The organism is Achromobacter sp. UMC46 (assembly GCF_014170335.1).
GTDB lineage: Bacteria > Pseudomonadota > Gammaproteobacteria > Burkholderiales > Burkholderiaceae_B > Achromobacter.
The window spans coordinates 488,612-514,824 of the sequence record NZ_LZZS01000005.1; the positions used below are offsets into that span (position 1 = coordinate 488,612).

General features: G+C 63.9%; 28 protein-coding genes and 1 pseudogene. 18 read left to right on the forward strand and 11 right to left on the reverse strand.

The genetic code is table 11. The features are described 5' to 3' along the window. Positions 1-43: 43 nt before the first annotated feature. From A9973_RS09970 to A9973_RS09980, 3 genes are all read left to right on the forward strand, one after another. On the forward strand, positions 44-859 hold the full coding sequence (locus tag A9973_RS09970; protein WP_183013595.1) for a hypothetical protein: 816 nt from the start codon (positions 44-46) through the stop codon (positions 857-859). A 118-nt stretch (positions 860-977) separates the two neighbouring features. Then, entirely contained in the window at positions 978-1,778 is an 801-nt protein-coding gene (locus tag A9973_RS09975; protein WP_183013596.1) for a DUF899 domain-containing protein, read from the forward strand. 231 nt (positions 1,779-2,009) lie between these two features. Next, on the forward strand, positions 2,010-2,309 hold the full coding sequence (locus tag A9973_RS09980; protein ID WP_183013597.1) for a hypothetical protein: 300 nt from the start codon (positions 2,010-2,012) through the stop codon (positions 2,307-2,309). 5 nt (positions 2,310-2,314) lie between these two features. Here the strand turns inward: A9973_RS09980 and A9973_RS09985 are convergent, their stop codons facing one another. Next, on the reverse strand, positions 2,315-2,698 hold the full coding sequence (locus tag A9973_RS09985) for a hypothetical protein (RefSeq protein ID WP_183013598.1): 384 nt from the start codon (positions 2,696-2,698) through the stop codon (positions 2,315-2,317). A gap of 236 nt (positions 2,699-2,934) precedes the next feature. Between A9973_RS09985 and A9973_RS09990 the strand changes: the two genes are divergently transcribed. Then, complete coding sequence (locus A9973_RS09990) at positions 2,935-3,363, forward strand: VOC family protein (RefSeq protein WP_183013599.1); 429 nt, start codon at positions 2,935-2,937, stop codon at positions 3,361-3,363. A 9-nt stretch (positions 3,364-3,372) separates the two neighbouring features. Here A9973_RS09990 and A9973_RS09995 read toward each other — a convergent pair whose 3' ends face one another. After that, on the reverse strand, positions 3,373-5,286 hold the full coding sequence (locus A9973_RS09995) for a radical SAM protein (protein WP_183013600.1): 1,914 nt from the start codon (positions 5,284-5,286) through the stop codon (positions 3,373-3,375). Between the two features lie 151 nt (positions 5,287-5,437). Between A9973_RS09995 and A9973_RS10000 the strand changes: the two genes are divergently transcribed. Together A9973_RS10000 and A9973_RS10005 are read left to right on the forward strand one after the other, a co-directional pair. Next, the gene (locus tag A9973_RS10000; protein ID WP_183013601.1) at positions 5,438-6,376 is read left to right on the forward strand and encodes a hypothetical protein; all 939 of its coding nucleotides are present in this window, start codon (positions 5,438-5,440) and stop codon (positions 6,374-6,376) included. A gap of 19 nt (positions 6,377-6,395) precedes the next feature. Then, complete coding sequence (locus tag A9973_RS10005) at positions 6,396-6,824, forward strand: hypothetical protein (RefSeq protein WP_183013602.1); 429 nt, start codon at positions 6,396-6,398, stop codon at positions 6,822-6,824. A 2-nt stretch (positions 6,825-6,826) separates the two neighbouring features. Here A9973_RS10005 and A9973_RS10010 read toward each other — a convergent pair whose 3' ends face one another. Beyond that, positions 6,827-7,855, reverse strand: coding sequence for an NADP-dependent oxidoreductase (locus A9973_RS10010; protein ID WP_183013603.1), 1,029 nt, complete (start codon positions 7,853-7,855; stop codon positions 6,827-6,829). 110 nt (positions 7,856-7,965) lie between these two features. Between A9973_RS10010 and A9973_RS10015 the strand changes: the two genes are divergently transcribed. Further along, positions 7,966-8,865 (forward strand): LysR family transcriptional regulator, encoded by a 900-nt coding sequence (locus tag A9973_RS10015; protein ID WP_183013604.1) that lies wholly within the window; start codon positions 7,966-7,968, stop codon positions 8,863-8,865. A gap of 109 nt (positions 8,866-8,974) precedes the next feature. Then, entirely contained in the window at positions 8,975-9,907 is a 933-nt protein-coding gene (locus A9973_RS10020) for a 2-hydroxyacid dehydrogenase (protein WP_183013605.1), read from the forward strand. Positions 9,908-9,973: 66 nt separating this feature from the next. Here the strand turns inward: A9973_RS10020 and A9973_RS10025 are convergent, their stop codons facing one another. Beyond that, the gene (locus A9973_RS10025) at positions 9,974-11,119 is read right to left on the reverse strand and encodes an alpha-hydroxy acid oxidase (RefSeq protein WP_183013606.1); all 1,146 of its coding nucleotides are present in this window, start codon (positions 11,117-11,119) and stop codon (positions 9,974-9,976) included. A gap of 83 nt (positions 11,120-11,202) precedes the next feature. Further along, positions 11,203-11,985 carry a hypothetical protein gene (locus A9973_RS10030; RefSeq protein WP_183013607.1) on the reverse strand — a complete coding sequence of 261 codons (783 nt, stop codon included), beginning with the start codon at positions 11,983-11,985 and terminating at the stop codon, positions 11,203-11,205. A 143-nt stretch (positions 11,986-12,128) separates the two neighbouring features. On the opposite strand from A9973_RS10030, the gene A9973_RS10035 reads away from it, so the two are divergent. Then, positions 12,129-12,722, forward strand: a complete 594-nt coding sequence (locus tag A9973_RS10035) for a YSC84-related protein (RefSeq protein ID WP_183013608.1) — start codon at positions 12,129-12,131, stop codon at positions 12,720-12,722. A 47-nt stretch (positions 12,723-12,769) separates the two neighbouring features. Here the strand turns inward: A9973_RS10035 and A9973_RS10040 are convergent, their stop codons facing one another. Next, positions 12,770-13,411, reverse strand: a complete 642-nt coding sequence (locus tag A9973_RS10040; RefSeq protein ID WP_183013609.1) for a glutathione S-transferase family protein — start codon at positions 13,409-13,411, stop codon at positions 12,770-12,772. 123 nt (positions 13,412-13,534) lie between these two features. On the opposite strand from A9973_RS10040, the gene A9973_RS10045 reads away from it, so the two are divergent. The 3 genes from A9973_RS10045 (at position 13,535) to A9973_RS10055 (ending at position 15,305) form a co-directional block, all read left to right on the forward strand. Beyond that, the gene (locus tag A9973_RS10045; protein WP_183013610.1) at positions 13,535-14,041 is read left to right on the forward strand and encodes a nucleoside deaminase; all 507 of its coding nucleotides are present in this window, start codon (positions 13,535-13,537) and stop codon (positions 14,039-14,041) included. 76 nt (positions 14,042-14,117) lie between these two features. Next, a complete protein-coding gene (locus A9973_RS10050) occupies positions 14,118-14,723 on the forward strand; it encodes a hypothetical protein (RefSeq protein ID WP_255469102.1) in 606 nt (201 codons plus the stop codon). Between the two features lie 78 nt (positions 14,724-14,801). Beyond that, complete coding sequence (locus A9973_RS10055; protein WP_183013611.1) at positions 14,802-15,305, forward strand: hypothetical protein; 504 nt, start codon at positions 14,802-14,804, stop codon at positions 15,303-15,305. A gap of 9 nt (positions 15,306-15,314) precedes the next feature. Here A9973_RS10055 and A9973_RS10060 read toward each other — a convergent pair whose 3' ends face one another. After that, entirely contained in the window at positions 15,315-15,926 is a 612-nt protein-coding gene (locus tag A9973_RS10060; RefSeq protein WP_183013612.1) for a cysteine hydrolase family protein, read from the reverse strand. A gap of 128 nt (positions 15,927-16,054) precedes the next feature. On the opposite strand from A9973_RS10060, the gene A9973_RS10065 reads away from it, so the two are divergent. Next, the gene (locus A9973_RS10065) at positions 16,055-17,011 is read left to right on the forward strand and encodes a GlxA family transcriptional regulator (RefSeq protein ID WP_183013613.1); all 957 of its coding nucleotides are present in this window, start codon (positions 16,055-16,057) and stop codon (positions 17,009-17,011) included. Positions 17,012-17,051: 40 nt separating this feature from the next. On the opposite strand, the gene A9973_RS10070 is transcribed toward A9973_RS10065, so the two are convergent. Continuing rightward, positions 17,052-17,918 (reverse strand): AraC family transcriptional regulator, encoded by an 867-nt coding sequence (locus tag A9973_RS10070; protein WP_183013614.1) that lies wholly within the window; start codon positions 17,916-17,918, stop codon positions 17,052-17,054. A 122-nt stretch (positions 17,919-18,040) separates the two neighbouring features. Between A9973_RS10070 and A9973_RS10075 the strand changes: the two genes are divergently transcribed. Further along, on the forward strand, positions 18,041-18,586 hold the full coding sequence (locus tag A9973_RS10075) for a carboxymuconolactone decarboxylase family protein (RefSeq protein WP_183013615.1): 546 nt from the start codon (positions 18,041-18,043) through the stop codon (positions 18,584-18,586). Between the two features lie 119 nt (positions 18,587-18,705). On the opposite strand, the pseudogene A9973_RS31120 reads toward A9973_RS10075, so the two are convergent. Both A9973_RS31120 and A9973_RS10080 read right to left on the reverse strand, forming a co-directional pair. After that, positions 18,706-18,810: pseudogene (locus A9973_RS31120) on the reverse strand (AraC family transcriptional regulator); the annotation flags it as partial. An 87-nt stretch (positions 18,811-18,897) separates the two neighbouring features. Continuing rightward, on the reverse strand, positions 18,898-19,287 hold the full coding sequence (locus tag A9973_RS10080) for a hypothetical protein (protein ID WP_220805423.1): 390 nt from the start codon (positions 19,285-19,287) through the stop codon (positions 18,898-18,900). A 285-nt stretch (positions 19,288-19,572) separates the two neighbouring features. Between A9973_RS10080 and A9973_RS10085 the strand changes: the two genes are divergently transcribed. The 4 genes from A9973_RS10085 (at position 19,573) to A9973_RS10100 (ending at position 24,873) form a co-directional block, all read left to right on the forward strand. Continuing rightward, positions 19,573-20,874, forward strand: coding sequence for a UDP-N-acetylglucosamine 1-carboxyvinyltransferase (locus A9973_RS10085; protein ID WP_183013616.1), 1,302 nt, complete (start codon positions 19,573-19,575; stop codon positions 20,872-20,874). Positions 20,875-21,012: 138 nt separating this feature from the next. Further along, positions 21,013-21,957, forward strand: coding sequence for a hypothetical protein (locus A9973_RS10090; protein WP_183013617.1), 945 nt, complete (start codon positions 21,013-21,015; stop codon positions 21,955-21,957). A 45-nt stretch (positions 21,958-22,002) separates the two neighbouring features. Then, positions 22,003-23,820 (forward strand): hypothetical protein, encoded by a 1,818-nt coding sequence (locus A9973_RS10095; protein ID WP_183013618.1) that lies wholly within the window; start codon positions 22,003-22,005, stop codon positions 23,818-23,820. A 54-nt stretch (positions 23,821-23,874) separates the two neighbouring features. Continuing rightward, entirely contained in the window at positions 23,875-24,873 is a 999-nt protein-coding gene (locus tag A9973_RS10100) for a hypothetical protein (RefSeq protein ID WP_183013619.1), read from the forward strand. Positions 24,874-24,918: 45 nt separating this feature from the next. Here the strand turns inward: A9973_RS10100 and A9973_RS10105 are convergent, their stop codons facing one another. Continuing rightward, a complete protein-coding gene (locus A9973_RS10105; protein ID WP_183013620.1) occupies positions 24,919-26,208 on the reverse strand; it encodes an acyl-CoA thioester hydrolase/BAAT C-terminal domain-containing protein in 1,290 nt (429 codons plus the stop codon). Positions 26,209-26,213: the final 5 nt, after the last annotated feature.

Consider the following 26,213-nt stretch of genomic DNA (forward strand, 5'->3'; position numbering starts at 1 on the left):
ACCATATTTATTATCCACGGTTTCATCTTCTCTCACTCCGTCCATGGCCAATCGTTCCTATCTCTACAGCTTGAGCAACCGTCCCAGCTCCTACTCGGACCGACCGGAGACGATTTCCGGGCTGTCCGAATGGCCTTACGACGTGCCATTCATGTACCGCCTGCTCGTGTCGGGAGATCCGCAGCTTTGCGCATCGCTTATCGCCGACGGATTCGATAGCGATGAGTCCGAAGAAAAGACGCGGCTCTACGCCATCAGCAGCCGCTTCGATGCCGGCTTCGAACGGGTCAAGCGCTTCGCGGAGATTGTCCGGGCTATGGCGGCGCACCCATCGATAGATGGGCTGCAACCTGCCGTCCCGCCGCAATCATTGTCCTTGATCAGCCGGCTGAAGCAGATGTTTGCGCCAGGCCGAGACGCATCAATAGACACGGCGCAGGCGACCACGCCCCCTCCGGCGATCGACGAACTGCTCTCCAGTCTCGACGAGACGATCGCGTTTCTGGAAGCCCACCGCGACACGTATCTGCTGTTGGAAACAGTCGAACTGGACACCATGTCCGAATCTGAAGAAGCCCCGTTGAAGGCATGCGTGGAACAGGAAATCATGCGATGCGTACAGGCAGGGGCTGCCCTGGATGCGCTTCCGGCAGACGTCCAACAGGCAGCGCAACAACTGATATTGGTGACCCGGCAAACCGGCACGCCGCCGCTGGATGCCTTTTTCGGCTTGCATTTGGACAATGAATTCGACAGCACGCACGCGGGCACAACGGAGCACCCGTTGGGGTTGGAGTGGTCCGACACGTTGTACTTCGATCTTTTCAACCGCAGCGAATTCGACGCGCAAAACGACTAGCAGACGCCCTCCTCTGTCAGCCTAAGCCCCTGAAATAGCGCCACATTTGTTACTCCCTGGCGCCCCCCGATGGTGCAAAACTGTCTTTACATCACCGCACTTCGGAGGGTTTTCAGCCATGACCACGCCTACCCAAGCTACCGGCCAATCCAGCCGGCCCGCTATACAGACGCCCCCCATCGTCACCCCCGACGAATGGGAATCCGCCCGGCAGCAGCTCCTACTCAAAGAGAAAGCCCAAACTCGTGCCCGTGACGCGTTGGCGGCGCAACGCCGCCGCATGCCTTGGACGCCCGTCGACCGCGAATATGTCTTCGAGGGCCCTGACGGTTCCGTCACCCTGCACGACCTCTTCGACAACCGCCGACAGCTCATCGTCTACCGCGCCTTCTTCGAACCCGGGGTCTATGGCTGGCCAGAACATGCGTGCCGTGGCTGCTCGATGGTGGCGGATCAGGTCGCACACCTGGCCCACTTGAATGCCCGCGACACGACTCTGGTCTTTGTGTCGCGGGCCCCGCAAGCCGACATCGCCCGCTTGAAGGCCAGCATGGGCTGGACGATGCCGTGGTTCACGCTGACCGATAGTTTCGATCAAGACTTCGGGGTGGATGAATGGCACGGGACGAACGTGTTCTTCCGCGATGGCACTCGCGTGTTTCGCACGTACTTTCTGAATAATCGCGGCGACGAGCAGATGGGCGGGACGTGGAATTATCTGGACATCACGCCGCTAGGCCGGCAAGAGGTCTGGGAGGATTCCCCTGAAGGCTATCCCCAAACCCAGACCTATAAATGGTGGAACTGGCACGACAGCTATGTCGCGGACGCGCCGCCGGATCAGAAGTGGGTAGAGATATCTGATGCGGGCGAGAAGGCGTTCAGGGACCATTGCGACGGGGCTAAGCCATCGACGTAGCCGTCACGCTCTGAACGCACGCCGCGCTAATTTTTTAGCCACCGCCAAGCACAGGGCGACGAGCGGTTCAAGGCCGGGGCTTCCCACAGATCTTCACACTCGATCACAACCCTGCGGTACGCAATCGTCGGGCCCAGTCGCACAATGCGTGGCGTCCCTCTCCATCGCCGCGTAATCACAAGTTTGCAGGGCGTCGAGGGATGAATCTTTAGCCTTCACAGGATATGCATCATGCCGACCTTTCACCGAATGCATCCGATGGCAGCCGCTGTGCTGCTAAGTGCCATGGCGGCTGCTACGGCCGCGCCTGTCCCGCCCGCCCCGGCACGCGCGCCCACCAAGCCTGTGGCTGCCCAGGACACCGACCCGACCGCCAGCCCAGTTTCCGCCTCGCAAGAAAGGCTGCGTATTGGCCTGTCAGATAGCAGCACAAAGCTGGTCCTGCCCTGGTTCATCACTGAACTGAAAGACGCGGTCAATGACGGCAAATCGGTCGAGGAGACCGCCAATGGGCTTGCGCAGGGTCTGTAAGCCGATCATTTTTTCGGCGCGAAGCGCACCTTGATCGGTATCCCGGGCTTATCCGTCGTGGACTGCGGACCGTATTCCGGATTGAACGATGGGTGCCAGGCCCGTAGCTCGGTGTCCGACAACCACTCAAGCTGCAATTGTTCTTCCGGCGTAGGGGCGTCGAATTGCACCAGGGCTTTCACGGCGGATTGGCATGCTTCCGAGACGCCTGACTCCAGAACGGAAACCTGTGCTTTCTCGGTCCAAGTCAGAGACCCGGATTGCGGGCATTTGCGGACTTCGACGTGATACTTCCCGTTGGGCGACGGCAGATCGACGATGATCTTGTTGGGGCCACACGCCGTCAACAGGACGGAAATGCCAAGCAGGAGCGGGAGGCTTTTTTTCATTGGTGAACCTTCTTGCCGTTGGACCAGCGGGGCTTCGAAACAGCTGGGGATGATACCGTGCGATGCGGTATGGGCGGCCTGCGACCTGTTAACTAAATATGCTAAAGATGGCCGCTCTGGATCTACAATTTCAACCTCGCTGAATCCGCCGCCGGACTCCATCCCCAGCGCGCCCCATATCGGCATCGGCCGCGGCGATCAGCGCATCCCCCCGTCTCATTGACCAGGAGCGTTGCATGCTGAACCGGGAACGATATCGCGGCCGCTTGATCGACCATATCGGATTGGTCGTTCGCGATTTTGCCGCCAGTAAGGCCTTCTACACCGCCGTCTTCAAAGCGCTGAATATCCCCATTGGCGGCTCGGACGAGCGCAATCTGTGGGCGGATGAGCTGTTTATCTCGACGTCCGACAGCGACGAGGTGGAAGGCCACCTGACCGGCCGCATACACCTGGCATTCCAGGCGCAGGATCGGGCCATGGTGGATGCGTTCTACCGCGCGGCGATGGCGCAAGGCGGCCGGGACAACGGAGCCCCGGGCGAACGGTCTTACCACCCGGGCTATTACGCTGCGTTTGTGCTGGACCCGGACGGCAACAATATTGAAGCGGTGTTCCGCGGAGCGTCCGAACGCAGCGCGGCTGCCGTGCGAATCCGGTATTAGCGCGCCGCCCTACCCCTGCTGGCTCAACGCCCGGGCGATCCGGTTGCGCGACACCGTCGTCTTCGGCACCTTGAACGGGAACCACGTCCGCACGTCTTCTTCCAGCCCGATGCCGTGCATGTAGTTGTAGATCGCCTTCTTCAGCGCTTTACCCAATGCATCATGATCCACCCCGGTCGGATCATGAAAACCGATATCGTTCTTGGCGAATGTCACGTCGGGCAGCGGCTGTAGCGTCACCCCGTATTCCTCGGGATTCTTCCCCACCGGCGAGTGCACCGTACAGGCGAAGCGGTGGAAGAAGCCGCTTTGAATACAGCCGTTTTCGAACAGCTGCCGTACATATTCCAGCGCGTCCACGGTGTCTTGCACCGTTTGCGTGGGAAAGCCGTACATCAAATACGCGTGCACCAGGATGCCGGCGTCGGTGAAGGCGCGTGTGACGCGGGCCACCTGGTCCACGGACACGCCCTTCTTCATCAAGGTCAGCAACCGGTCCGACGCGACTTCCAGGCCGCCTGATACGGCGATGCAGCCGCTGTCGGCCAGCAGTTCGCATAGCTCCGGGCTGAAGGTCTTTTCGAATCGGATGTTGCCCCACCACGAAATCCCGGCGTTGCGGTCGATCAGTTCGGTGGCCAGCGCCTTCAGCGATTTGGGCGGTGCGGCTTCGTCGACGAAGTGGAAACCGGTCTGCCCGGTTTCGCGGACGATGGCTTCGATGCGGTCGGCCAGCACGGAGGCCGATGCGCCTTCGTAGCGGCCGATGTAGTCCAGGCTGACGTCACAGAAGCTGCATTTCTTCCAGTAGCAGCCGTGCGCCACGGTCAGCTTGTTCCAGCGGCCGTCGCTCCACAGGCGATTCATGGGGTTCAGCATGTCCAGCAGCGACAGGTAGCGGTCCAGCGGCAGGCCGTCCCAGGTGGGCGTGCCCACTTCGGCAAACGCCACGTCGGGTTCGACCAGGTTCACGTACTTGACCTCGCCCGAGTCCTTGTCTCGCACGAAGGTGCGCACCAGGCGCTGGCGTGAGCGTTTGCCTTGCACGTGTTCCAGCAGGGCCAGCAAGGGGCGTTCGCCCGCATCCAGGCAGACGAAGTCGAAGTAGTCGAAGACGCGCGGGTCTTTCAGTTCGCGCAGTTCGGTGTTGACGAAGCCGCCGCCCAGCACGGTGATGATGCTGGGGTCTTGCGCCTTGATGGTTTGGGCGATGCGGAACGCGGCGTAGACGGCGCCGGGGAACGGCACCGACAGCAGCACCATGGTCGGCGTGTGGCGGGCCAGCGCGTCAAGCGTCAGTTCGCGCAGCGTGTCGTCCACCAGCGTGGGCGGGGACGCCAGGGCGTTGGCCAGGGGGTCGAAGGTGGGCTGGCTGCCCGCCAGGGATTCGGCGTAGCGCACGAATTCGAAGCGGGGGTCGATGGCGTCCCGCAGCACGTCGGCCAAATCGTTCAGGTACAGGGTGGCCAGGTGCTTGGCGCGGTCGTGCAAGCCCAGCGCGCCGAATGCCCAACCCAAGGGGTCGCCGCCCTCTTCGTCCAGGTAGACGTCCAATGAGCTGAACCGGGGACCTTCGGGCAGGAAATGGCGGCCGACGATGCGGTGCGCCAGGGTGGAATCCCGGCCTTGCAGGAAGGCGATCGTGGGGCCGATGGTGGACAAGTAGCGTGACTGCATCGCCACGAACGCCTGGATGGGGGGCGTGTGCTTGGCGATCGGCATCGCCTCGATGCGCGCCGCCACGGCGCGCAGGCCGTCGGTGGACAGCAGGCGCAGAACCAGCGCCAGCGCCAGGTCTTCCTGGAAGGCTGTGACATCGCGCGAGCGCAGGAAGCCCGTCAGGTAGGCGGTGGACGGGTAAGGGGTATTCAACTGCGTCATCGGCGGGATGACCGACAGCACGCGTACAGGCGAGGTGGACATGAGGCACGGCAGGGTTGCCGTCAAAAAGCGGGGATTGGGGGAATTATAGGCAGTGCGGTGATCGGACCCCGTTACAGGGGGAGCAAGGCCGCTAAACTGGCCGCTTGCCGGCATCGCATGCCCCGCCCCCCTCCTATCCGCCAAGCCCTTGATGACACACCTGTTCTCCACGCCCGGCTATCTGGCCCTGATGGCGCTGCAACGCCGAATCCACGCATTTACCGTCGACGCGGCAGCCGAGTTGGACGGGGACATCGACCGGCCGGATCTGCCGCTATGGACCAGCGTGTATCAGTACTTGGCGATTGCGCCGCTGCACGGCGGCCTGCATGTGGAGTTCTTTGGCGATATCTGGAGCGAACCCTTCGAATGGACGCTGGCGTGCCTGGCCCGGCAGGACGTGGCCGACACTCTGGTGTCCCTGGCGTTCACCGGCCCAGACGAAGGCGCGAACGGCACGCGCGAGTGGGAATTCACGCCCCTCTTGGATAGCGGGGTGCAGTTTCCGCGCTTGCGGTTCCTGTCGATCCGCCCCACTGCGCCGGAAGACCACAACACGTCCTTGATCGTGCAGGCCGGCAGCATCATGGAAGAAGGCGGCGAGATCGCGCGGTTTGCCGCCAAAGCGCCCTACCTGACCGATCTGGTCGTGCCGAATGCGCCGGATGCCGCGTTCTTTCAGGTGCCGCTTCCGCAACTGTCGATGCTGCGGATCGGCGGCGGGTCCGATACTCAAGGGTTCATCGACAATCTGGCCGCCTCCCGCAATTTGCCTGCGCTGGGGTTGCTGGATTTCACGGAATCTACCGAGCTGCAATTCACCTGGGCGCATTCACGTCCCGCCGACGCGGTGACGCCCTTCGCCGCCTATGAAAGGCTGTTCGCCAGCCCCGCGCTTGACCCCGTGCATTCGCTGCGTCTGCGCAACACCTGCCTTAGCCTGGAAGAACTGCAGGCGCTGGGCGCCATGCGGCCCTCGCTGCAATTCATGGTGATGCAGGCGACGCAAGGCGGCTACGTCAGCCATTTCGCCCAGAACGTTTTCCCGTGGCAGCACCTGGTGCAAGCGGATCCCGGCCGCCAAGGCTGAGTCAACAAACAGTTTCCCCATGCGCAATCCCGACCCTTTCGCCCCGCCCAAGAAACAGCGCCCTGTGCGCCAGAACTCCCTGCTGTGGATCCTTGAACCGCTGGAGCGGGACGCCGAGTACACGCGCCGGAAGATGTTCGGTTGCGATGCGGCGTATCTGGACGGGCTGCTGTATCTAGTAGTGGCCGACCGCGAAGCCCCCTGGAACGGCGTCATGGTTTGCACCTCGCACGAACGCCAGGCCGCGCTGATCGCGGATTTACCAAACCTGGTTCCGCATCCGGAATTGGGAAAATGGCTATACCTGCCACAGGACGACGAAGCCTTCGAGGGAACCGCGGCGCAGCTGGTCGCGCTGGCGCTGGCGCGCGACCCTCGGTTCGGGGTCGTCCCTAAACCGAAAGCGCGGCGCCGCAAGCCGTGGCGGACCGGCGATGACGCCGGTTGACGCTAGTGCGCCACCCGCACGACCAGCTTGCCGAAGTTGCGCCCTTCCAGAAGGCCGATGAACGCCTCCGGCGCCTGCTCCAACCCGTCAACCACGTCTTCGCGCCAGCGCAGCTTCCCTTCCTGGATCCACTGCCCCGCCTGGCGCAGGAATTCCTCCTGCTGCGCGGCCATGAACTCATACACGATGAACCCGCGCAGCGTGATGCTCTTGGCCAGAATCTGGCGCATTGTGGCGGGCAAGCGGTCGGGGCCGCTGGATGCCGACGGGTCGTCGTTGTAGTTCGCGATCAGGCCGCACACCGGCACGCGGGCGAAATCGTTCAGCAGCGGCACCACCGCGTCCCATACCTGGCCGCTGACGTTCTCGAAGTAGACGTCGATGCCGTCCGGGCAGGCTTGCGCCAGCTTTTCCGCAAAGTCGGGCGCCTGGTGGTCAACGACCGCGTCAAAGCCCAGTTCATTTTTCACGAAGGCGCATTTCTCAGGGCCGCCGGCAATGCCCACGGCGCGCGCGCCCTTGATGCGGGCGATCTGGCCCACGACTGAGCCGACCGCGCCGCTGGCGGCGGCGACGACGACGGTTTCACCGGGTTTGGGTTGGCCGATGTTGAGAAGACCCGTGTATGCGGTGATTCCCGGCATCCCCAATACGCCCAAGGCGGTGGACGGCGGCGCCAGCGCGGGGTCGAGGCGGCGCAGGCCGCTGCCGTCGGATAGCGCGTAGCGTTGCCAGCCGGATTCGGACAGCACGATATCCCCTTCGCGCCAGTGGGCGTGGCGGGACGCCTTGACCCGGGCGACCGTGCCGCCCACGATGACGTCGCCGATATCGATGGGCGGCGCGTACGATTTGGCTGCGCTGATGCGCCAGCGCATGTAGGGGTCCAGAGACAGGGTCAGGGTCTCCAGCAAGACCTGCCCATCGCCAGGTTCGGGGATTGGCGCATGTTCAAAGCGGAAGTCGCTGGTTTTGGGGCGCCCTACGGGGCGGGAGGCGAGGACGACGCGCAGGTTTCGGGGTTCAGACATGGGGAATCTCCGTGATTCGGGTTAGCCGGTTTAGCGACAACTCGATCCTAGGCATCCGCAAGAGATAAAGGTAGACTGAATTCTCATAATTCAGACTTAACGGATTGATAATGTCAGGCGACTTCGACCCTGCCCTGTTGCGTACCTTTGTGGCCGTTTGCCGCTATGGCAGCCTGAGCCGCGCCGCGGACCAGGCCGGGCGGGCGCAGTCGGCGCTAAGCACCCAAATCCGGCGGCTGGAAGACATGGTGGGCAAGCGGCTGTTGCACCGCACGGGCCGCGGCATGTCGCCCACGACCGAAGGCGAGTTGCTGCTTAGCTATGCCAACCGCATCCTGGCGCTGGGCGAAGCGGCGTCGGCCCGGCTACGGGAACGCGCCGTCGCCGGCAGCGTCCGGATCGGCCTGTCGGAAGACGTGGCGGTAGCCGCCCTGCCCGCCGCGCTGGGCCGGTTGAAGCGTTCGTGCCCCCAGCTGCATCTGGAGATCGTGGTGGACGACGGCGAAAGACTGGCCACGCGCTGGCAAGAGGGCACGCTGGATGTGGCGATAGGCGTCTGCGCCGCCTTTGTGGACGAGCCCGTCGAGACGTGGTCGGTGGATCTGCATTGGGTGTGCGGCATCGACGACGCGCCGGCCCCGGATCAGCCGCTGGACCTGATCGTGTACGCCGAGCCGTGTTCATGGCGCCGGCTGGTGTTTGACGCGTTGACCGCGGCGGGACGCGACTTCCGGGTCTCGCTGACCAGCCACAACGTGGGCGCCACCATCGCGGCGGTGGAAAACGGCTTGGGCGTGGCGGTGCTGACGACCGAATGCCTGCGGCCCGACACCATGCGCGTGATCTCGCTAGGGACTGACGGCGCGTCAACCCTGAGCGCGCAGTTCGGCATGTATGCGTCAACGCGGCTGAACGAAAGCGGCCGGGCCGCGGTGTCGCTGTTGCGCGAAAGCCTGCGGGGCTGGACGGCGCCCAAGCTGCCGCGCGAGGCGGAATTGGCCGCGCCTTGACGCTGAAGGCGAACCACGCGGACAGGCCGTGCGAAAAGGCATATAGTTTTTCCCCTAGCCAAACCTTCCGCCGGGCACCGCCCGGCCTTGCCTTTTTTGCAGACCGGAAATGAAGACATCCCTGCTTGTCCTATGCCCCGTGGTGCCCGCCAATCTGGAAAGCCTGAAGCAGCGCTACGACGTCACCTATGCGCCCACGCCTGAAGAACGGCAAGCCGCCGTCGCCGCGCACGCCTCGCGCTTTCAGGCCGTGCTGACCATCGGCACCATCGGGCTGACCGCCGCCGAAATCGCCGCCATGCCGACGCTGGAACTGGTGTCGTGCATGGGCGTCGGCCACGAGACCGTGGACGTAGACGCCGCCCGCGCACGCGGGATCGTCGTCACCAATGGCCGCGGCGCGAACGACGAGTGCGTTGCCGACCACGCGATGGGACTGGTGATTGCCTGCATGCGCAATTTCCGCAAGCTGGATCAGCTTTGCCGTGACGGGGTATGGCGCACGGCGATCACGCCGCCTCCCAACGTGTCGGGCAAGCGGCTGGGCATCTTCGGCATGGGCGCAATCGGCGAAAAGCTGGCCACGCGCGCCAGCGCGTTCCGCATGCCGATCGGCTACCACAACCGCAATCCCAAGGCGGGTTCGCCTTACCAATACTTCGACAGCCTGCTGGCGCTGGCCGAATGGAGCGATGTGCTGGTCTGCGCCGCCCCGGGCGGCGCGTCCACCCACCATGTGATCAATGCGGCGGCATTGCAGGCGCTGGGCGCCGACGGCTTTCTGGTCAACGTGGGCCGGGGCAGCATTGTGGACACGCCGGCGCTGGCGTCTGCCTTGGCAGCAGGAGTTATCGCGGGCGCGGGCATTGATGTCTACGAAAGCGAACCCAAACCGCCCGCCGAACTGATCGGCCTGGATAACCTGATCCTGACGCCGCACCTGGCGGGCTGGTCGCCCGAGTCCATCGACGCGCAATTCACGGTTTTCATGGAGAACATCGAGGGCCACTTCTCTGGCCGCGGCGCCGTCACGCCCGTGTAGAGTCACTGCCCGTTGTCGCGGCAAGCCGGACACCGCGCATGCCGCGGCGGCCGGCAACGCAACCGTTCAACGGAACCGCAAATGCCGCCGCTGAAGGTCAGCGACGGTCCGGCACCCCATCAGCTTCATGGCGCGCTCGATTTCGATACGCATCAAATCCAGCGCCCGCTCCACGCCGGGTTGGCCGGCGGCCCCCAGCGGGAACAGGTAGTAGCGGCCCAGGCCCACCGCCTTGGCGCCCAACGCCAGCGCCTTGAGCACATGCGTGCCGCGCTGCACGCCGCCGTCCATCATCACGTCGATCCGGTCGCCCACGGCGTCGACGATTTCAGCGAGCTGATCGAACGCGCTGCGCGAACCATCCAACTGGCGGCCGCCGTGGTTCGACAGCACGATGCCGGTGCAGCCGATGTCGACCGCCCGCTTGGCGTCTTCCACCGACATGACGCCTTTCAGGCAGAACTGGCCGCCCCATTGCCGCACCATGTCGGCGACGTCGTCCCAGGTCATCGCCGGGTCCAGCATTTCGGTGAAATAGCGGCTGATCGACATCGCGCCGCCGCCCATGTCGACGTGACCGTCCAGCTGCGGCAGCCGGAAGCGTTCGTGCGTGACATAGTTCAGCGCCCAGGCCGGCTTGGCGGCGAATTGGGCGATGCCGGCCAGGTTGAGCCGGAACGGGATGGCGAAGCCCGTGCGCTTGTCGCGTTCGCGGTTGCCGCCGGTGATGCTGTCCACGGTCAACATCATGACCTGCACGCCGGCCGCTTTGGCGCGCGCCATCATGTCGCGGTTCAGGCCGCGGTCTTTGTGGAAGTAAAACTGGTAGACCTGGGGGCCGCCGCTGATCTTGCGGGCTTCTTCCAGGCTGACCGTGCCCAGCGACGACACGCCGAACATCGTGCCGAACTTGCCGGCGGCGGCTGCAACCGCCCGTTCGCCGTCGTGATGGAACAGGCGCTGCAGGGCCGTCGGGGAACAATAGACCGGCATCGCCAGCTTCTGGCCCATCACGGTCACGGACATGTCCACTTGGGCCACGCCGCGCAATACGTCAGGTACCAGGTCGCAGGCTTCGAACGCGTCGGTGTTGCGCCGGTAGGTGGTTTCGTCGTCGGCGGCGCCGTCGATGTAGTTGAATATCGGGCCGGGCAACCGCTGGTGCGCCATGCGGCGGAAGTCGTGGAAGTTCTGGCACTGGTTCAGACGCATCGGAAGGCCCTTGTGAACGCTGCACGGGTAGACGGGCGCGCGGACGACGCCACGACGCCGCCGTCATCATATCGTCAAACGACTCATCCGCCGGGCCCGGCATCGCCGTCGATCATCGCGATCAGGTTTTGAAGCCATGCCCGATGCTTGGCGAATGTGCCCAGCTGCGCTTCCGCGGCGCGCCTTTCGTGCAGGTACCGGTCCAGGTACCGGAAGCCGACCGCCTTTGCGGCTTGCCGCAGCGTGTCGTCCGGCATGTCGCGTTCGTACAGGAAATCAAAGCGGTGCAGCCAGAACCCTTGCTCGGTGCGGGCGATCACGTCGATATCGCGCGGGCGTTCGATACTGTAGCGGTTGAACTCCAGGCCGTCTTCGTCTTCCAGAGCGGCGTAGACCATGCCGTCCTGGTCCCAAAGCGCCAGCCACGCCGGGCCATCGGCCGCGCCAGCCCGCGGGTAGGCGCGGTTCGGCGGCCCCAGGCAGGTACCGCGGAACGCCTCGTGCACGCAATGGCCGGATGACAGCTGCACCAGCGGCGCAGACACCCCAAGCTGCCGCAGTGCCGCGATCCGCTGCGCTTCGCTATGTTCCGCCATGGCCGCCACCGTGCCGCCGCAATGCCGGCAGATGCGCGCGTCGCGCAAGATGCGCTTGCCGCATCCCGGACAATCGATATGCGCCGCCACGACAGGCTGCCCGGCTCGGGGCGAACGGTTGTCGATGACCATCAGGAAGATGCCCGCCACGACCGGGCTGATCAGGCACGCAAGGATCGTCCAGCCGACTGCCTTGCGCCCCCGCCCGGCCGCCACGACGCCGACCGCCACGGACAATCCGATCCAAACGAGAAGGATGTAGATAAGCATGGCGCGATGTTAAACCGATGGCGGGCACGAATTTTTCTTCACGCCGCGATCGAAACCGTGTGCGAAGGCAACGGGCGGGAGTAATCTTCACCGTAGCGTCATCCTTGACGCAACCGGACGCTTGCAACTCAAAGGAAGCCTACATGCTCAACTCATTTTCGAAATTGCGTAAGACTGGCGTCGCCGCGCTGACGCTAGGCGTGGCCAGCGTGTTCCTTGCCGGTTGCACCATGAACGGCCCGCAGGCGTCGCCGACCGCCGCCGAGAAGCGCCAGGAACTGAATACCGCCACGACCGCCACCTTGTCCAAGCTTTACGAGGCCGCGCCGCAGTCCAAGCAACTGGTCGCGCGAGCCCGCGGCGTGCTGGTGTTTCCGGCCGTGCTGAGCGCCAGCTTCATCGTGGGCGCGCAACACGGAACCGGCGAGCTCCGGGTCAACGGCCAGGACAGCGGCTACTACAGCATCACGGGCGGTTCGATCGGCCTGCAAGCGGGCGCGCAATCCAAAGCCATGGTGGTGCTGTTCATGACGGACGACGCGCTGGCCAAGTTCCGCGCCAGCAGCGGCTGGACGATCGGGGCGGACGCGACCGTCGCCGTGGCGAACGTGGGCGCCAACGGCAACATCGATTCCAATACCGTCCAGCAGCCCATCGTGGGGTTCGTCATGAACAACGGCGGCCTGATGGCCGGCGTGTCGGTCGACGGCAGCAAGATTTCGCCGCTGCTGCTGTAACCCGATCGGGGCGGCAGCGGGCCCGCCGCCGCCCCTGTAATGCGCGCTCAGGCCAGCATCGGGGCCATGTCCGGATCGCCCTTCTGCATGGCGCGGCGATACGCCTCGCGTGCGCCGATGCGCTGCAGATAGGCCAGAATGTTCGGATACGGCGACAGGTCGAACGGATAGAACAGCCGCATCGTCGTCAACGAAAACACTGCAATGATGTCCGCGGCGGTCAACTTGTTGCCCGCCAGATAGTCGTTCGCGCCCAACCGCTTGTCGATCAGGCTCAAGGCCTGTTTGCGCCGGGCATCGGCGAACTGCGCCACGGGCTTGTCGGCCGGCACCTCGGCGCGCGCCAGGACCATGCAACGCATCAGGGCGGGCTGCAGCGATCCGTTGGCGAAGTGGAACCAATAGAGATAGTCCGCGAAGTTCGCGTCGGTGGGCGCCGCCGTCAATCCGCCGGTGCCGGACTTGGCCAGCAGGTACTCGACGATGGCGGTGGATTCGGCCAGGACGGTATCGCCGTCGGTGATGATCGGTGCGGTGCCCAGCTGATGCAGGGCCTTGTATTCAGGCGGCGCCAGGCGCGTGACCGGGTCGCGGTCGTAGACTTTCAGTTCGTAGGGGATGGCGAGTTCCTCGCACAGCCATACGATGCGCTCGGACTGCGACTTTCCCAGATGATGGACGATCAGCATGAGGATTTCCCGGTTGGACGTGTCTGCTTGATAACCCCGTCACTCTACCCTGCTCTGCCGGCACCGCGATATCCTTGAAGCCCTGCCCCGGCCGACGCCGCGTTCCATGACAAGGAGATTTCCGTGATTACCGAACAGGACAAAAAGCACCTTGCGCGGTGCGTGGCGCTGGCGAAACAAGCGCTGGATTCAGGCGACGAGCCTTTTGGTTCCCTCCTGGTTTCCGCCGACGGCAAGGTGCTGTTTGAAGACCATAACCATGTGGCCGGCGGCGACCACACGCAGCACCCGGAATTCGAGATCGCCCGCTGGGCCGCCAATCACGTGCCGGCCTCCGAACGCGCCTCGTGCATCGTCTATACCTCGGGCGAACACTGCCCGATGTGTTCGGCGGCACATGGCTGGGTGGGCCTGGGCCGCATCGTGTATGCCAGTTCGTCCGCCCAGTATTCGCAGTGGATGCGCGAATGGGGCGCGCCGGCGTCCCGCGTGCGGCCCCTGGCGATCAATGAGGTGGTCGTCGGCATCGACGTCGACGGGCCGGAGCCGGAATTGGCCGAACAGGTCCGGCTGCTGCATCAGGCGAACTTAACCAATAGATACACAACTCGAAAATCCGGCAATTATTAGACGCAATTCGCATGCTAATTTAGGCGCCCGTAGCCGCCCTCGACCGAAGGCGGCGCTGTCCTTTGCCACCTAATTCATGACCATGCACACGACGCCTGATCGCGACCTGACGATTGCCAAGAGAACCAAGCGGATTTCCCGGCTGATTCCTCTGGCGCTGGGCCTTGCCCTGGCCGCAGCATCCCCCATTATTGCGGCGCAAAACGACGGCGCGGTCCGGGCCCACGGCCCCGCGCAGCAAAGCACCGCCCCCGCCGTCAAGCAGAACGCCCCCGTCCAGCAAAACAGCGCCACGGCCCTTGCCCCGGTATCCAAGACCGAGATCAAGAACCAGGCCGCCTACGAGCGCCTGCTGAACAACAGCGGCGTCAGCGTGCAATGGCTCTGGTCCGCGGAACGCGGGCATCTGACCGCGAAGGACGTGAACGACGTGGTCCGCATCGACGGCACGCAGTCCAACTTCGAAGGCACGTTGAAGATCAACGGTGAAATCGTCTCAATCGACAGCGACCGTTTCACCTTCCGCGGCACCATCCTGATCCTGGACGCGCCGGATAAAGGCCGGCGCTGCGAGCGCACGGGCGACTATGAATTCCGGGCGACCGGCAAGCGCAAGTACTGGCGCCTGCAGCAGATGGAAAGCTGCGGCCGCCTGACCGATTACGTGGATATCTATTACTAAGCCGCGGGCACCGGTTCCGCCTCGGGGAATCGGTGCCCGCCTTGTGCCCCGCGCCCAACCCTCGACCCGGATTCCTCGATGCCCCCAACCGCGATCAAGTGGCTTGCCAGCATTGCATTTGGCCTGCTGATCGGCAGAACCGCCTACAGCGTGTTCAATCCGCTCTTGATCCTCGCGTTCGGCCTGAACGGGCCAGCGGCGGACCTCGACACCTCCGCGGCCGTGGAAAAGATGCAGATAGTAGGCGCGATCATCACGTTGCTGGTGACGGTCGCGGCGGCGGCCGCGCTGGTGCGCATTCCCAATATGCGACGCCTGATCGGCTGGGGCTGCGCCCTGCTGGGCGTCTCGCTGTTGCTGACCATACCCGTCAACCTGCTGATGATGGACCCCGCGGCGCACGATGCCGCCACCGCAGGCGCGCGCGCCGCCAGCGACGCGAACACCGCCCTGTTTTTCTGGGCGCTGATCTTTGGCCTGCCTTATATCGGCGGAGGCCTGGTGTTGACGATCATGGGCATCGTCCTGGTCCGCAAGAATCCCGGCCAGGGCCAGCCTGCGGCGGCTGCCACGCCCCGCTGATCCCTTCCATCACGCCACGGGCAGCTGCAACACCTGTTCCGTCGTCAAGACATCCCCGAACGTGTCCTCGATGCTGACCAGGGCGGCGCGGTGCAGGTTGTCGTGGCTGACCACGCTGCCATCGGCGCGGTCCAGGTCGCGGGTCGCGCAGGCATCCGCCGCCACGATCACGCCATAGCCCAACGGCACGGCGTCGCGCGCGGCGCCGGCGACGCAAGCGTGCGTCATCAGGCCCGTGATCACCAGTGTCTTCACGCCGGCCGCCTTCAATTGCTGGTCCAGGTCGGTCGTGGGAAACACGCTGACCGAAGATTTGCGCACGACATGGTGGCCCGGCCCCGGCTGCAGCTCGGCATGGAAGTCGCCGGCCGGGCTTTGGTCGGCGAAGACCGGGCTGCCTGCGGGCGTGACGTGCTGGACGTGGTAGACGGGCATGCCGGCCTGATCCGCGTGCGCGATCAGGCGTTGCGCGTTGCCCAAGGCCGCCTTGCCGGCCGGAATGGGCAGCTTGCCGCTGAAATATTCGTTCTGGAAATCGATCACCAGCAATGCGGTGCTGGATGCGTCGATGGATGCCGGCGCGGTGGCGCCGGCCAGGGTGCGGATAGTGGGATGGTTCACGGCTTGCCCTCTTGAAACAGGTAGTGGAAGAAGCCCCAGTGTCTCGCTTGGCCCGCTTTCGCGATAGTGGCCCGATGGACAACAATTGCTAGAATCGGGCCAAATCCATCCGCCTACCGTGGCCCGCCATGCATACCGTCGCCGTCATCGCCTTTGAAGGCATCAGCCCTTTCCACCTGTCCGTGCCCTGCATGGTCTTCGGCGACGACCTGGCCCGGCTGGGCGTGCCGCGCTATGAATTGCTGATCTGCGGGGAACGCAAGGGGCTGCTCCCTACGATGTCGGGCTTCAAGATCGAGGTCGAGCACGACCTGTCGGCGCTGGCCCGGGCCCACACCATCATCATGCCCGCCTGGCACGACCCCGAAGCCTCCGCGTCCCCCGCCTTGCTGGATGCGTTGCGGGCAGGGCACGCCCGGGGCGCCCGCATCGCCGGGCTTTGCCTGGGCACGTTCGTGCTGGCCGAGGCGGGCCTGCTGGACGGCCGCACCGCCGCCACGCACTGGGTCTGGGGCGACGACTTCCAACGCCGCCATCCGAAGGTCCGGCTGGACCGCAAATCCCTGTACATCGATGACGGCGACATCCTCACGTCCGCCGGTACGGCCGCCGCCATCGATTGCTGCCTGCACCTGCTGCGCCGCGACCACGGCGCCGAGATCGCCAACCGCGTCGCCCGCCGCATGGTCGTGGCGCCGCATCGGCACGGCGGCCAGGCCCAGTACATCGAACAACCGTTGCCTGAACGGCAGGGTGCGGACATGCTCAGCGCCGCGCTCGACTGGGCCATCGAAAACCTGCGGCAGCCCCTGACGCTGGACCTGCTGGCCGACAAGGCCGGCATGAGCCGGCGGAACTTCACGCGGCGGTTCAAGGCGAAGACCGGCGCCACCGTGACCGGCTGGGTGCTGAACCACCGCCTGGCTGCGGCGCAACGGCTGCTGGAGACCAGCGGACAAGCCGTGGACCTGATCGCCGAAACCGTCGGCTTCGGGTCGTCGGTGTCATTTCGCCAGCACTTCACGCACGCGTTTGCGATTTCACCGTCCGCTTACCGGAAGCAGTTCAGAGCCGGCAGCGCATAAACCTGCGGCGAGTTCAGTTCCGTCTGGCAAATGACGCGGCCTAGCGGTTCGCCACCAGCCATTCCCGCGGCGAGGCACCCATCCGTTGCCTGAAGGCCTTGGACAAGGACGACGCGCTGGCAAAGCCCAGTTCGTCCGCAATCAGCTTCACAGGGCGGCCTGACCGCATCATCGACGCCGCCAAGCTCAAGCGCCAATCGGTCAGGTAGGCGGCCGGGGTGGTGCCCGTGGCGTCCTTGAAGGCGGCTGCGAACGCGCTGCGCGACATGCCGGCGATGGCGGCCATCTTCTCCAGCGGCCATTGCTCGCGCGGCGCCTGATGCAAGGCCACCAGCGCGCGGGCCAGCTTCGGGTCCGCCAGCCCCATCACCAGCCCCCCGCTGACGCCGGCCTGCGCGGGGTGATCCAGTATCCAACGCAGCAACTGGATCAGCACCACTTCAAATAGCCGGTCGGCCAGCAGGCGCGAACCGCAACGCACGTTGTCGGCTTCGGCAAACAGCAGATCCAACGCGGGCCGCAGCCCCTCGACTGCGTTCAATGGCACCCGCAGCACCGGCGGCAAGGACTGCACAAGGGGGTTGCGCTCGCCCCCGTCGAAATCCAGCGCCGCGCAGGTGAAGTCCGACCCGGCGACGGGCGGATTGATGAACTCGTGGTGCATGGCGCGGGGATAGAACAGCAGCGTCGGTTCGGTCAGCACCATGCGCTGCGGGCCGACCCCGCCTGGCAGATGCCGCACTTCCATTTCGCCCTGACGCAGCACATGCAGAAAGCCCCTGCCCGGTTGCGCCTCGAAGGTCTGGATACCGCACAGCGCGCCCGTGTGGAACAGGCTGGCGCGCACGCGGAAGCGGTCCAGCAAGGCGGACAGGCGGTCGACAGGAGGAAGGATGGGAGCATTCATGGCTTGGACTACAGGACATGTTTTATGGACATAATTGATCGATACATCCAGGAATTGTACGTACGATTCCCTTAACCCGCCACTACCCGGCGGCGTCCCCTACCCAAACAGGAGTAATGACCATGACCCGCGTATCCCTGATCGATCCCAGCAGCACCACCCCCGACCGCGCTGCGCTGCTGACCCAAATCCACGGCGCCTTCGGCGCCACGCCCAACATGTTCAAGGCCGTGGCCAATTCGCCCGCCGCGCTGAAAAGCATGTGGGGTGCGTTCGGTGCCTTGGGCGGCGGCGTCATCCCGGCCAAGCTGGGTGAACAGATCGCCGTCGCCGTCGCGGACCGCAATGGTTGCGGCTACTGCCTGGCCGCCCACACGGCGCTGGGTCGCAAGGCGGGCGCCAGCGCGGAAGAAATGACGGCGGCCCAAGACGGCCAATCGACCGACCCCAAGACGGCGGCCGCCTTGCGGTTTGCTCTGCAACTGGTAGAGGCGCGCGGCCAGGTCGGCCAAGCCGACGTGCAGGCCGTGCGCGCGGCAGGCTTCAGCGACGAAGAGATCGTCGAGATCCTGGCGCATGTGGCGCTGAATCTGTTCACGAACTATGTGAACGAAGCGTTCGCGGTGCCGGTGGACTTTCCCGCCGTGAAGCTGCGCCGCGCGGCGTAAGCCGCTTTGCGGCTGGCGGGGCCGCGGCGTGCGGACCGGCGGATCCCGCTGGCGTCGCCCGCCAGGCCTACGTTCCGCGCAGCAAGTGGACGGCGCGCTCCACGCGCAGGTCCCGCACATACGACAAGGCGCGTGCTGTCCAGCCGCACCTCGGGATAACGCTGGCGAAACAGCGGCGCCAACCACCACGACGTCGTGGCCTCGTGCCCGGTCAGCAAGCCCGATACCTGGCGTTCGAACAGCGGCGCACCTTCTTCCTGACGTTGGTCGAGCGCGCATGGGCCGGCGCGGCCCGTGGCGCAACGGGCCGTTCAGCCCAGGCGGTAGTACCCGACAAGCTCTGGCGTGAAGGTCACCTTGTCGCTACCGACCGCCGCCAGGATGCCGCTGCGGACGGCGTCGCTGGGGCTGCCGTAAACCTCCATGCGCTTGACCACGCAGTGCTTCATGACCGCGGCGATATGGGGGTCGGACACCTCCCAATGGCGCAGGATCGCGTCGGAGTCCGCGTACAGTTGGAAGCTGTAGCACAACGCCTGTTCGGCATCGATGAATACCTGGACCATCAACTGCGGCGCATGCTGCTCGGCGAACCGCACGGCGGCGTGAATCGCCTGCTTGAATTCATCCGCATGGCCGCGGTCGAACGCCATGGTGTTGCGCAGCAGGATCGCCTGCTCCGGCCTGGGGGTTCCGTTCATGCGGCGTTCTCCTTGGGGCATATCCGAATCTGGATGCTGAACCGGATTTTGCCGCCCGCGCGCGCCATCGCCGCGATTACCCCGATTCCCCTACGCGGCGTGGCGGATTGGCGCACCGATTCCAAGCGATAATGTTCGGTTTGCGCACGCGCTGCAGTGACCCGATGAGCGGATCGCATGCAGTTTGAAACGTTTGGAATACTCCGTCCCCAATCAGGGCGTCACGACGCCAGTACAATTCCCCGCGCTCTCCTCTCTTTTTTCACTCCGGCCGCCTTTCTCCCCATGTCCAACCTCATCGTCCACGGTGGCACGCCCCTGCGCGGCCGCGTCATCCCTTCGGCCAACAAGAACGCCGTGCTTCCCATCCTGTGCGCCACGCTGCTGACGGATCAGCCGCTGAAACTGCATGGCGTGCCGGACATCACGGACGTGCGCAAGATCCTGGACATCTTCCGCACGCTGGGCAGCGAAGTCCGGCTGGACGAAACGACCCGCACGCTGGATCTGCATCACCGGCACACGACGTTCGATGCCACGGCCCATCGCCTGCCCGAAGAGATGCGTTCGTCGATCATGCTGGTGCCGCCGCTGCTGGCCCGCTTTGGCGTGGCGCGGCTGGAAGACAACGTGAAGGGCTGCACGCTGGGCGTGCGCGAGATCGATCCCCACGTAGAGATCTTCCGTTCGTTCGGCGGCGAGGTCGAGCGCGCCAGCGGTTCCCTGCTGGTCCGCAGCAGCAGCGCGCTCAAGCCCACCCACCATTGGCTGGATTACGCGTCGGTGACCACGACCGAGAACTTCGTGTTGTGCGCGGCGGCGGCCGACGGCGAGTCGTCGTTGACCAACGCGGCGTCCGAACCGCACGTGCAGGAATTCTGCCGCTTCATGACGATGATGGGCGCCGATATCGACGGCATCGGCACGTCCCGCCTGACGGTCCGCGGCGGCAAGCCCCTGGGTGGCGGCGAGTTCACATTCGAAGAAGATTTCCACGAAATCACGACCTTCCTGGCGCTGGGCGCGATCACGGGCGGAGACGTCGTGGTGCGCAACCGCACGCCGGGCAATTTCCCGCTGATCGACCGCACGTTCGCCAAGTTCGGCGTGCAGATCGAGCACAAGGACGGCTGGTCGCGCGCCTTGCGCACCGGGCCGCTGAAGGTGCAGACGCCCTTCACCAGCAATGTGCTGACCAAGGTCGAAGCCGCGCCCTGGCCGTACTTCCCCGTGGACCTGCTGCCGATCTTCATCGCGCTGGGCGTGTGCGCCGAAGGCAACGCGATGTTCTGGAACAAGGTCTACGACGGCGCGCTGGGCTGGACGGGCGAATTGTCGAAGTTCGGCGCGCACGTGTTTTCGTCGGACCCCCACCGCGTCGTGACCTTTGGCGGCAATCCGCTGACGCCGGCCGTGGTCGAAAGCCCCTACATCATCCGCGTCGCGATTGCCCTGTTCATGGTGGCCAGCAGCATCAAGGGCCGCTCTGAAATCCGCAACGCCACGCCGATCCGCCGCGCCCACCCCCAGTTCGTGGAAAACCTGCGCAGCCTGGGCGTGCAGGTGGAATGGACCAGCGAAGAGTAAGACCGCAGCGCATCCCCCCTTTTTTCGACCATCACATAAAAAGCACCAATTCCAGTGATGTTCAGGCTCCCCCCGGAAGAATAGTCTGCAGCAGGTCAGGCCAGGCCCCGATCCAGCAGGGGCATTCCGGGAGGCGGCATGCAGAATCTGTCCCATTCGAACGGCGTCCAGAACCTGGACATCGGCGTTCGCGCGATCCAGCGAGACTACGACGCGCTGATACGGCATCTGAAAGCAAACGATGTGGTTGCTGCGCAGACGACGATCCGCGCGCTCAAGCACAACATCGAATCCATGAAATCGCTGAGCGGCTTTGCAAAAGAAGCCGCCCTGGCGACTCAGGGAGCGATCGTGTACATGATCAAGGGGCTGATCGATCTGATGACGGAGACCGAATCCAACATCCGATCGTTGACGGCGCAACAGGAAGACGTTCTAGCCGATCAAAGCACCTTGAAGAATGCCCTCGAAGACAAGCAAAAGGCGCTTGATCTCGTCGCGGCAAAGATCAAAAAGGCCAAGGACGACCTCGCCGAGAAAGAACGCGAGAAGGCCGCCCAGCGCAGTTCCAACATTCCGATCTGGAAATGGCTCAAACGGGCCTTCTATGCCGCATTGGACGCGATCAATACCGCCATCGAAGCGATCAAGAAAGCCCTGAATCTGGCCCACGATCAGCAGAAAACGCTTGAACGGGAGCTGGCGGACCTGGATCGGGACCGAGCGAAATTGCAAGCCGCCATGGCGAATCTCAAGGCTCGGAATCAAGCGCTGCAGGCCGAACTGGATCAGTTGAAGCCGGTCAAGCGTTCACTTGTCGACCTCAAGAAATACATGGAAACCCAACTCGTGTTTTTCAACGACGTTGCGAACTTCTACGTCCTGGCAGCCAACCGTTGCGACAGCGTCAACTACGACATTGCCGACATCGACGAGATCATTGTGCTGCTTGGCGACGGCAACCCCGTCATCGACTACTTCGAAGACACCCGCATCGAGCGATTGTCTCTACTGGATGCCGTGATCCGATTCGACCAGATGGTCGTGTCCGCATACCAGGCACTTGAGGCCCACCCGGCCTGATCGCCTTTCCCACACGTTTACCTCCCCCCGCATTGCCGCCGACTCGTGCCGCAGAACAGCGGCCCTGCGTCCGCAATCAGAGTTTTCTTGAACCTTCAGCGCAAACTACGGAGAAGCAACATGGCTGCCGAATATGAAATCCTTATCGTTGAAAACCGCGAATACGTCCTGAACGAACGCCCGTCGGCCGCCGACGTATTGGTTCTGCAGAAGCAGAAGGAGATCCTGGGCAACCTGCGCCTGGACACCGTCATCAACAATCTGGACCTGTGCGTGGACATGTACCGACTGGCTTATATCGGCGCCACCGCGGCCAACGCCGGCGTCGTCAAGTCCAAGGTCATCGACCTGCAAAGCGAATTCGGCAAGATATGCGTGCTGGCCAATGAAACGATGCTGACCCTTAAGGACAGTTGCCAGCAAACCTTGAAGTTGCTGGACGCAGCCTATGCCTACCTGATCCAGGGCAGCGACGGCGTGGCCCTGGCCAAATTGGCGCGTTGCGCGGATCAGGCCAAGAGAATGTCGGCGGCTGCGGCAAAATTGTCCGACCAGTTCCTGGACCTGCAAGGAAAATCCGCCGAGGCCAAAAGCGAAGCGGCGCTGGCCCACGCTTCCGAAGAAGAAAAGCGGCGTCACGCCCAGCAGGAAATGTTGAAGCTGAACGCTGAACTGGAGGGTTGCGAAACCAGCATAGGGAACCTTGTCGAGGAACTCGAACGCGTCAACGCTGACCAGGCGAAGGCCGAAAAGGAGTTGTCGGCCGACAAGAAGCGGGGCTTTGCCCTTAGCATCATTTCGTTGGTAAGTGGCGTGGCGGCAGCAGGCTTGCAGACGTATGCGCAGACTCGCAACCCGCTATCGGTGCTTGTCGCGCAGAACCAGACCGGCACCATGGACAACGCTGAACTCAAGCAGATAACCGAAAAATGGGAAGCGGCAAAGAAGGAGCGAGACGACGTCAACAAGAAGCTGAGCGATCTGACCCGCAAGCTGGATTGCGCCAAAGAGACCATCGCCTTGAGCCAGAAGGAAATCGACGATCTGAAAGCGCAGCCGGACAGCGAGGCAGCACAAGAAGAGGACGGCGCCGCGAAGAAGATCAGCCGCGACAAATCCATTGCGGACAAGCAAGCGATCATTCAAGCCGAGACCAAGAACGTCGCGCAGTTTGAAGCCGATATGAAGGATCTGAAAGCGCAGTCTGCCTCAGCGGGTGAAACGTACGCCGCCTTGGGCGCCTCTGCGCGAAAACTGGCGGAAGGCACCGACAATATGGCCAAACAGTCCTTCAGCGCTGCGGACCTGTCTCAGTCGAAACTCGAAAAGATCATCGACATCAAGCGTCAGGTCAATCAAGAACGCAACGATCTTGAGATAAAGAAGGGCGGGATGGTCGGGCAATTGGCAGCCACGGAGGTCGTCGGCGCCAATGCCGAGATCGCGGTCAAGGCGTTGCAGGTGGCTATGTTCGCCATCAGCCAAGTCATCGTGGCGCTGAATGATGCGGCCATGTTCTGGCGGCAGATTTCGACGGCGTGCGAGAACTTGCGCCAGGACAGCATGGACAAGCAGGTGATCGACCTGGAGTCGCTGTCCAAGGACGAACGTATCGCGGAATACAAATCGCAAGTCTTCATGCTGTCATACCTGGAGCACATCTGCTCCTGGGCCGCGCTGCACGAAATCGCGCATCAATACACCATCAGCGTCGAGCAGTCTCGCACGCTGAACAATCAGCACATCAGCCATTCGATCGATGATCCGGAGCAAGCCGCGAAGATCGTCTCGACGTTGGCCAAATCGATCAACGACAAAATCATGCTGCAGGCCACCCGGAGCGTGGCCGTGCTGGAAGCCTGACGATCGCCCCCCCACTCGAATCAATCTCCACTCCATTGACCAAGGACGACCCGCATGCCTCCCCCATACCAAACCGTACAGTTCGTCGGTCACAGTTTGTGCTCGGCGCCAAAGCAGGATGCGCAAGGCAACCTGACTTATTTGGGCAATGCCAACACCAACCAGGACTACGCCCTGCGATGCGACGTGGTGGACCAGGCGATCCAACAGGCGGTACGGCAGGACAGTATCGACAACAACCCCAGGTGCCTGAAGATCTACATGATGCCGGAGTTCTTTTTCCGCGGCGTGGACGGGGCCTATCCGGTAGACCGGACATCGGCAGTCGTGTTGAAACTGCAAGAGCTGGTCCGAAGGCCGGAATACAAGGACTGGCTCTTTGTGTTCGGCACCATCCTTTCTCAAAGCATCGACACCGGGGTTGACCGATACCAGGCGTATAACCACTGCCTTATCCAGAAGGGCGGCGCAACGCCAGCCCCGGAAGACGGCCGTCTCGTCATCAAAGAGTTCAAGTCCACCATCGACTTCATCAAATGGCAAAGCCTTTCCGCCGGTAGGAACCTCTTTCCGCTGACGGACGAATGGACCGATCACCTGAGCCGGCTGCCGTCATCCATGGCCGGCATCCCCAGCAGCGAACGGCAGTTGCGCCACGACGACGGACACTGCATTTTTGTTCTGGACGGCCTGACGATCGGGGTCGAAATCTGCCTGGATCATCTGATGCAGAGAATCAAGAACTCCATGACGCCGCCTGCCCTGGACATCCAGCTGGTGACCTCGTGCGGCATGCAGTTGATCGACTCGGCGTTGAATCTGCGGGACGGCGGTTTGGCCTTTTGCACCGATGGTGCCGCGCAGGACGGCAGCACACCTCCCGGGCTCCCGTACAAGACAGAAGTCAAAACCGTTACGAACGGCCAGATCCAAGCCGTGACCGCGACCCATGGCGGCCGGGTCCGGCGGGTGCCGCTGGCCATTCCCGCCGCGGCCGCACTGTTCTACGGCGGCGCAGGCAGCCTGGAAATCCACCCTGCCCTGCCGCTTTAACCCCGAGGACAGATCAATCAAGCCAGGCAGCGGGCAGTGGCGGCCCTACCCCGCCGCCCTGCCCAAAAACTCCAGCACGGCCAGATAAGACCCTTCGTTGCCCGCCGCATTCGCGGCGGGCGTGCCGCCCGCGTCCAGAAGCAGCCCCGACATGGCATGCGGCTTGCTGATCAATGTGGCCGGCAGGTAGGGATAGTGCACGTGGTGCCCCGCCCCCATGCAGACATGATGGAACGTGGGCAGGCCGTGCGACTGGCGTTGCCGCATCACGATTTCCGAATAAGCGGTGCTGGGCCAGAACCCGTCGTCGGACGCGCTGACCAGCATGACCGGGCCGGGATAATTTTCCACCGGGATGCGGGCGCGCTCGAACGCGACGCTGTCGCGGGTCGCGCTTAAGAACGCATGGGTCTGGCGGTAAGGCGGTTCGGACGCGTAGGCCGCTTCCCAGTCGGCGCTGGCGTTGTCCTGCCACAGGTGCGGCAGCGGTTGGCCGCCCTGAGTCCAGACCTGCGCATTGCGGCCGGTGCCGGGCGCGCCGGCGCTGACCACGCCATGCGTGACGGGCGACGGCACATAGGCGACGACCGCGCTGACCAGCTCGGGATAGTGCGAAGCCACCAGCAGCGAGGTCTCGCCGCCCCGGCTGATGCCGGACAGCGCCACAAAACCGTCGCGCGGCGCCAGTTCCGCGCGCGCCCACTGCAGCACGTTCTGGAAGTACTCCAGCGGCATGTCGTTCAGGTATTTGGGCCGCCCTTCGTAATTGAAGATGGCCAAGGCCAGGCATTGGAATCCCCGGGCGGCGAAGAGCGCGGCGCGCGGCGCGTTGACGCCGCCCGACGAGCCGTTCATATAGATGACCAGCGGATGCGGTCCGGGGCCAGCAGGCGTATAGAGTTCGCCCGACACCGTCATGCCGCCGACCTGCTCGCGCACTGCGCGATGGGTCACGCCCTCTTCCACGAATTCCTGCACCAGCCGCGCCGAGGCGTGTCGCACGCCGTCGGTCGCCTCGATCTGGATGACCAGCGGTTCCGTACGGTCGGGCGGAAACACCACTCGGCTCATGTCTTCGCACACCATCGACCACACGAGGCCCATGGCCGAGGGTTCGGCATAGCTGCCCGACACGGGGCTGTCGCGGCCCAGGTCCAGGCTGCCGTCGTGGCCTGCCACGAAGACGGCTTGGGAACGCCACGGGGCGCCGCACATCTGCATGGTGGCCGTGACGGTCATGAAGGCATAGGCCGGAAAGCCGTCGATGCGGATGTCGCGGGCGACGTCGATCAGGGCGAATTCGGGTGTAACGGTAATGCGGGCTTGTTCGGTCACGTCGC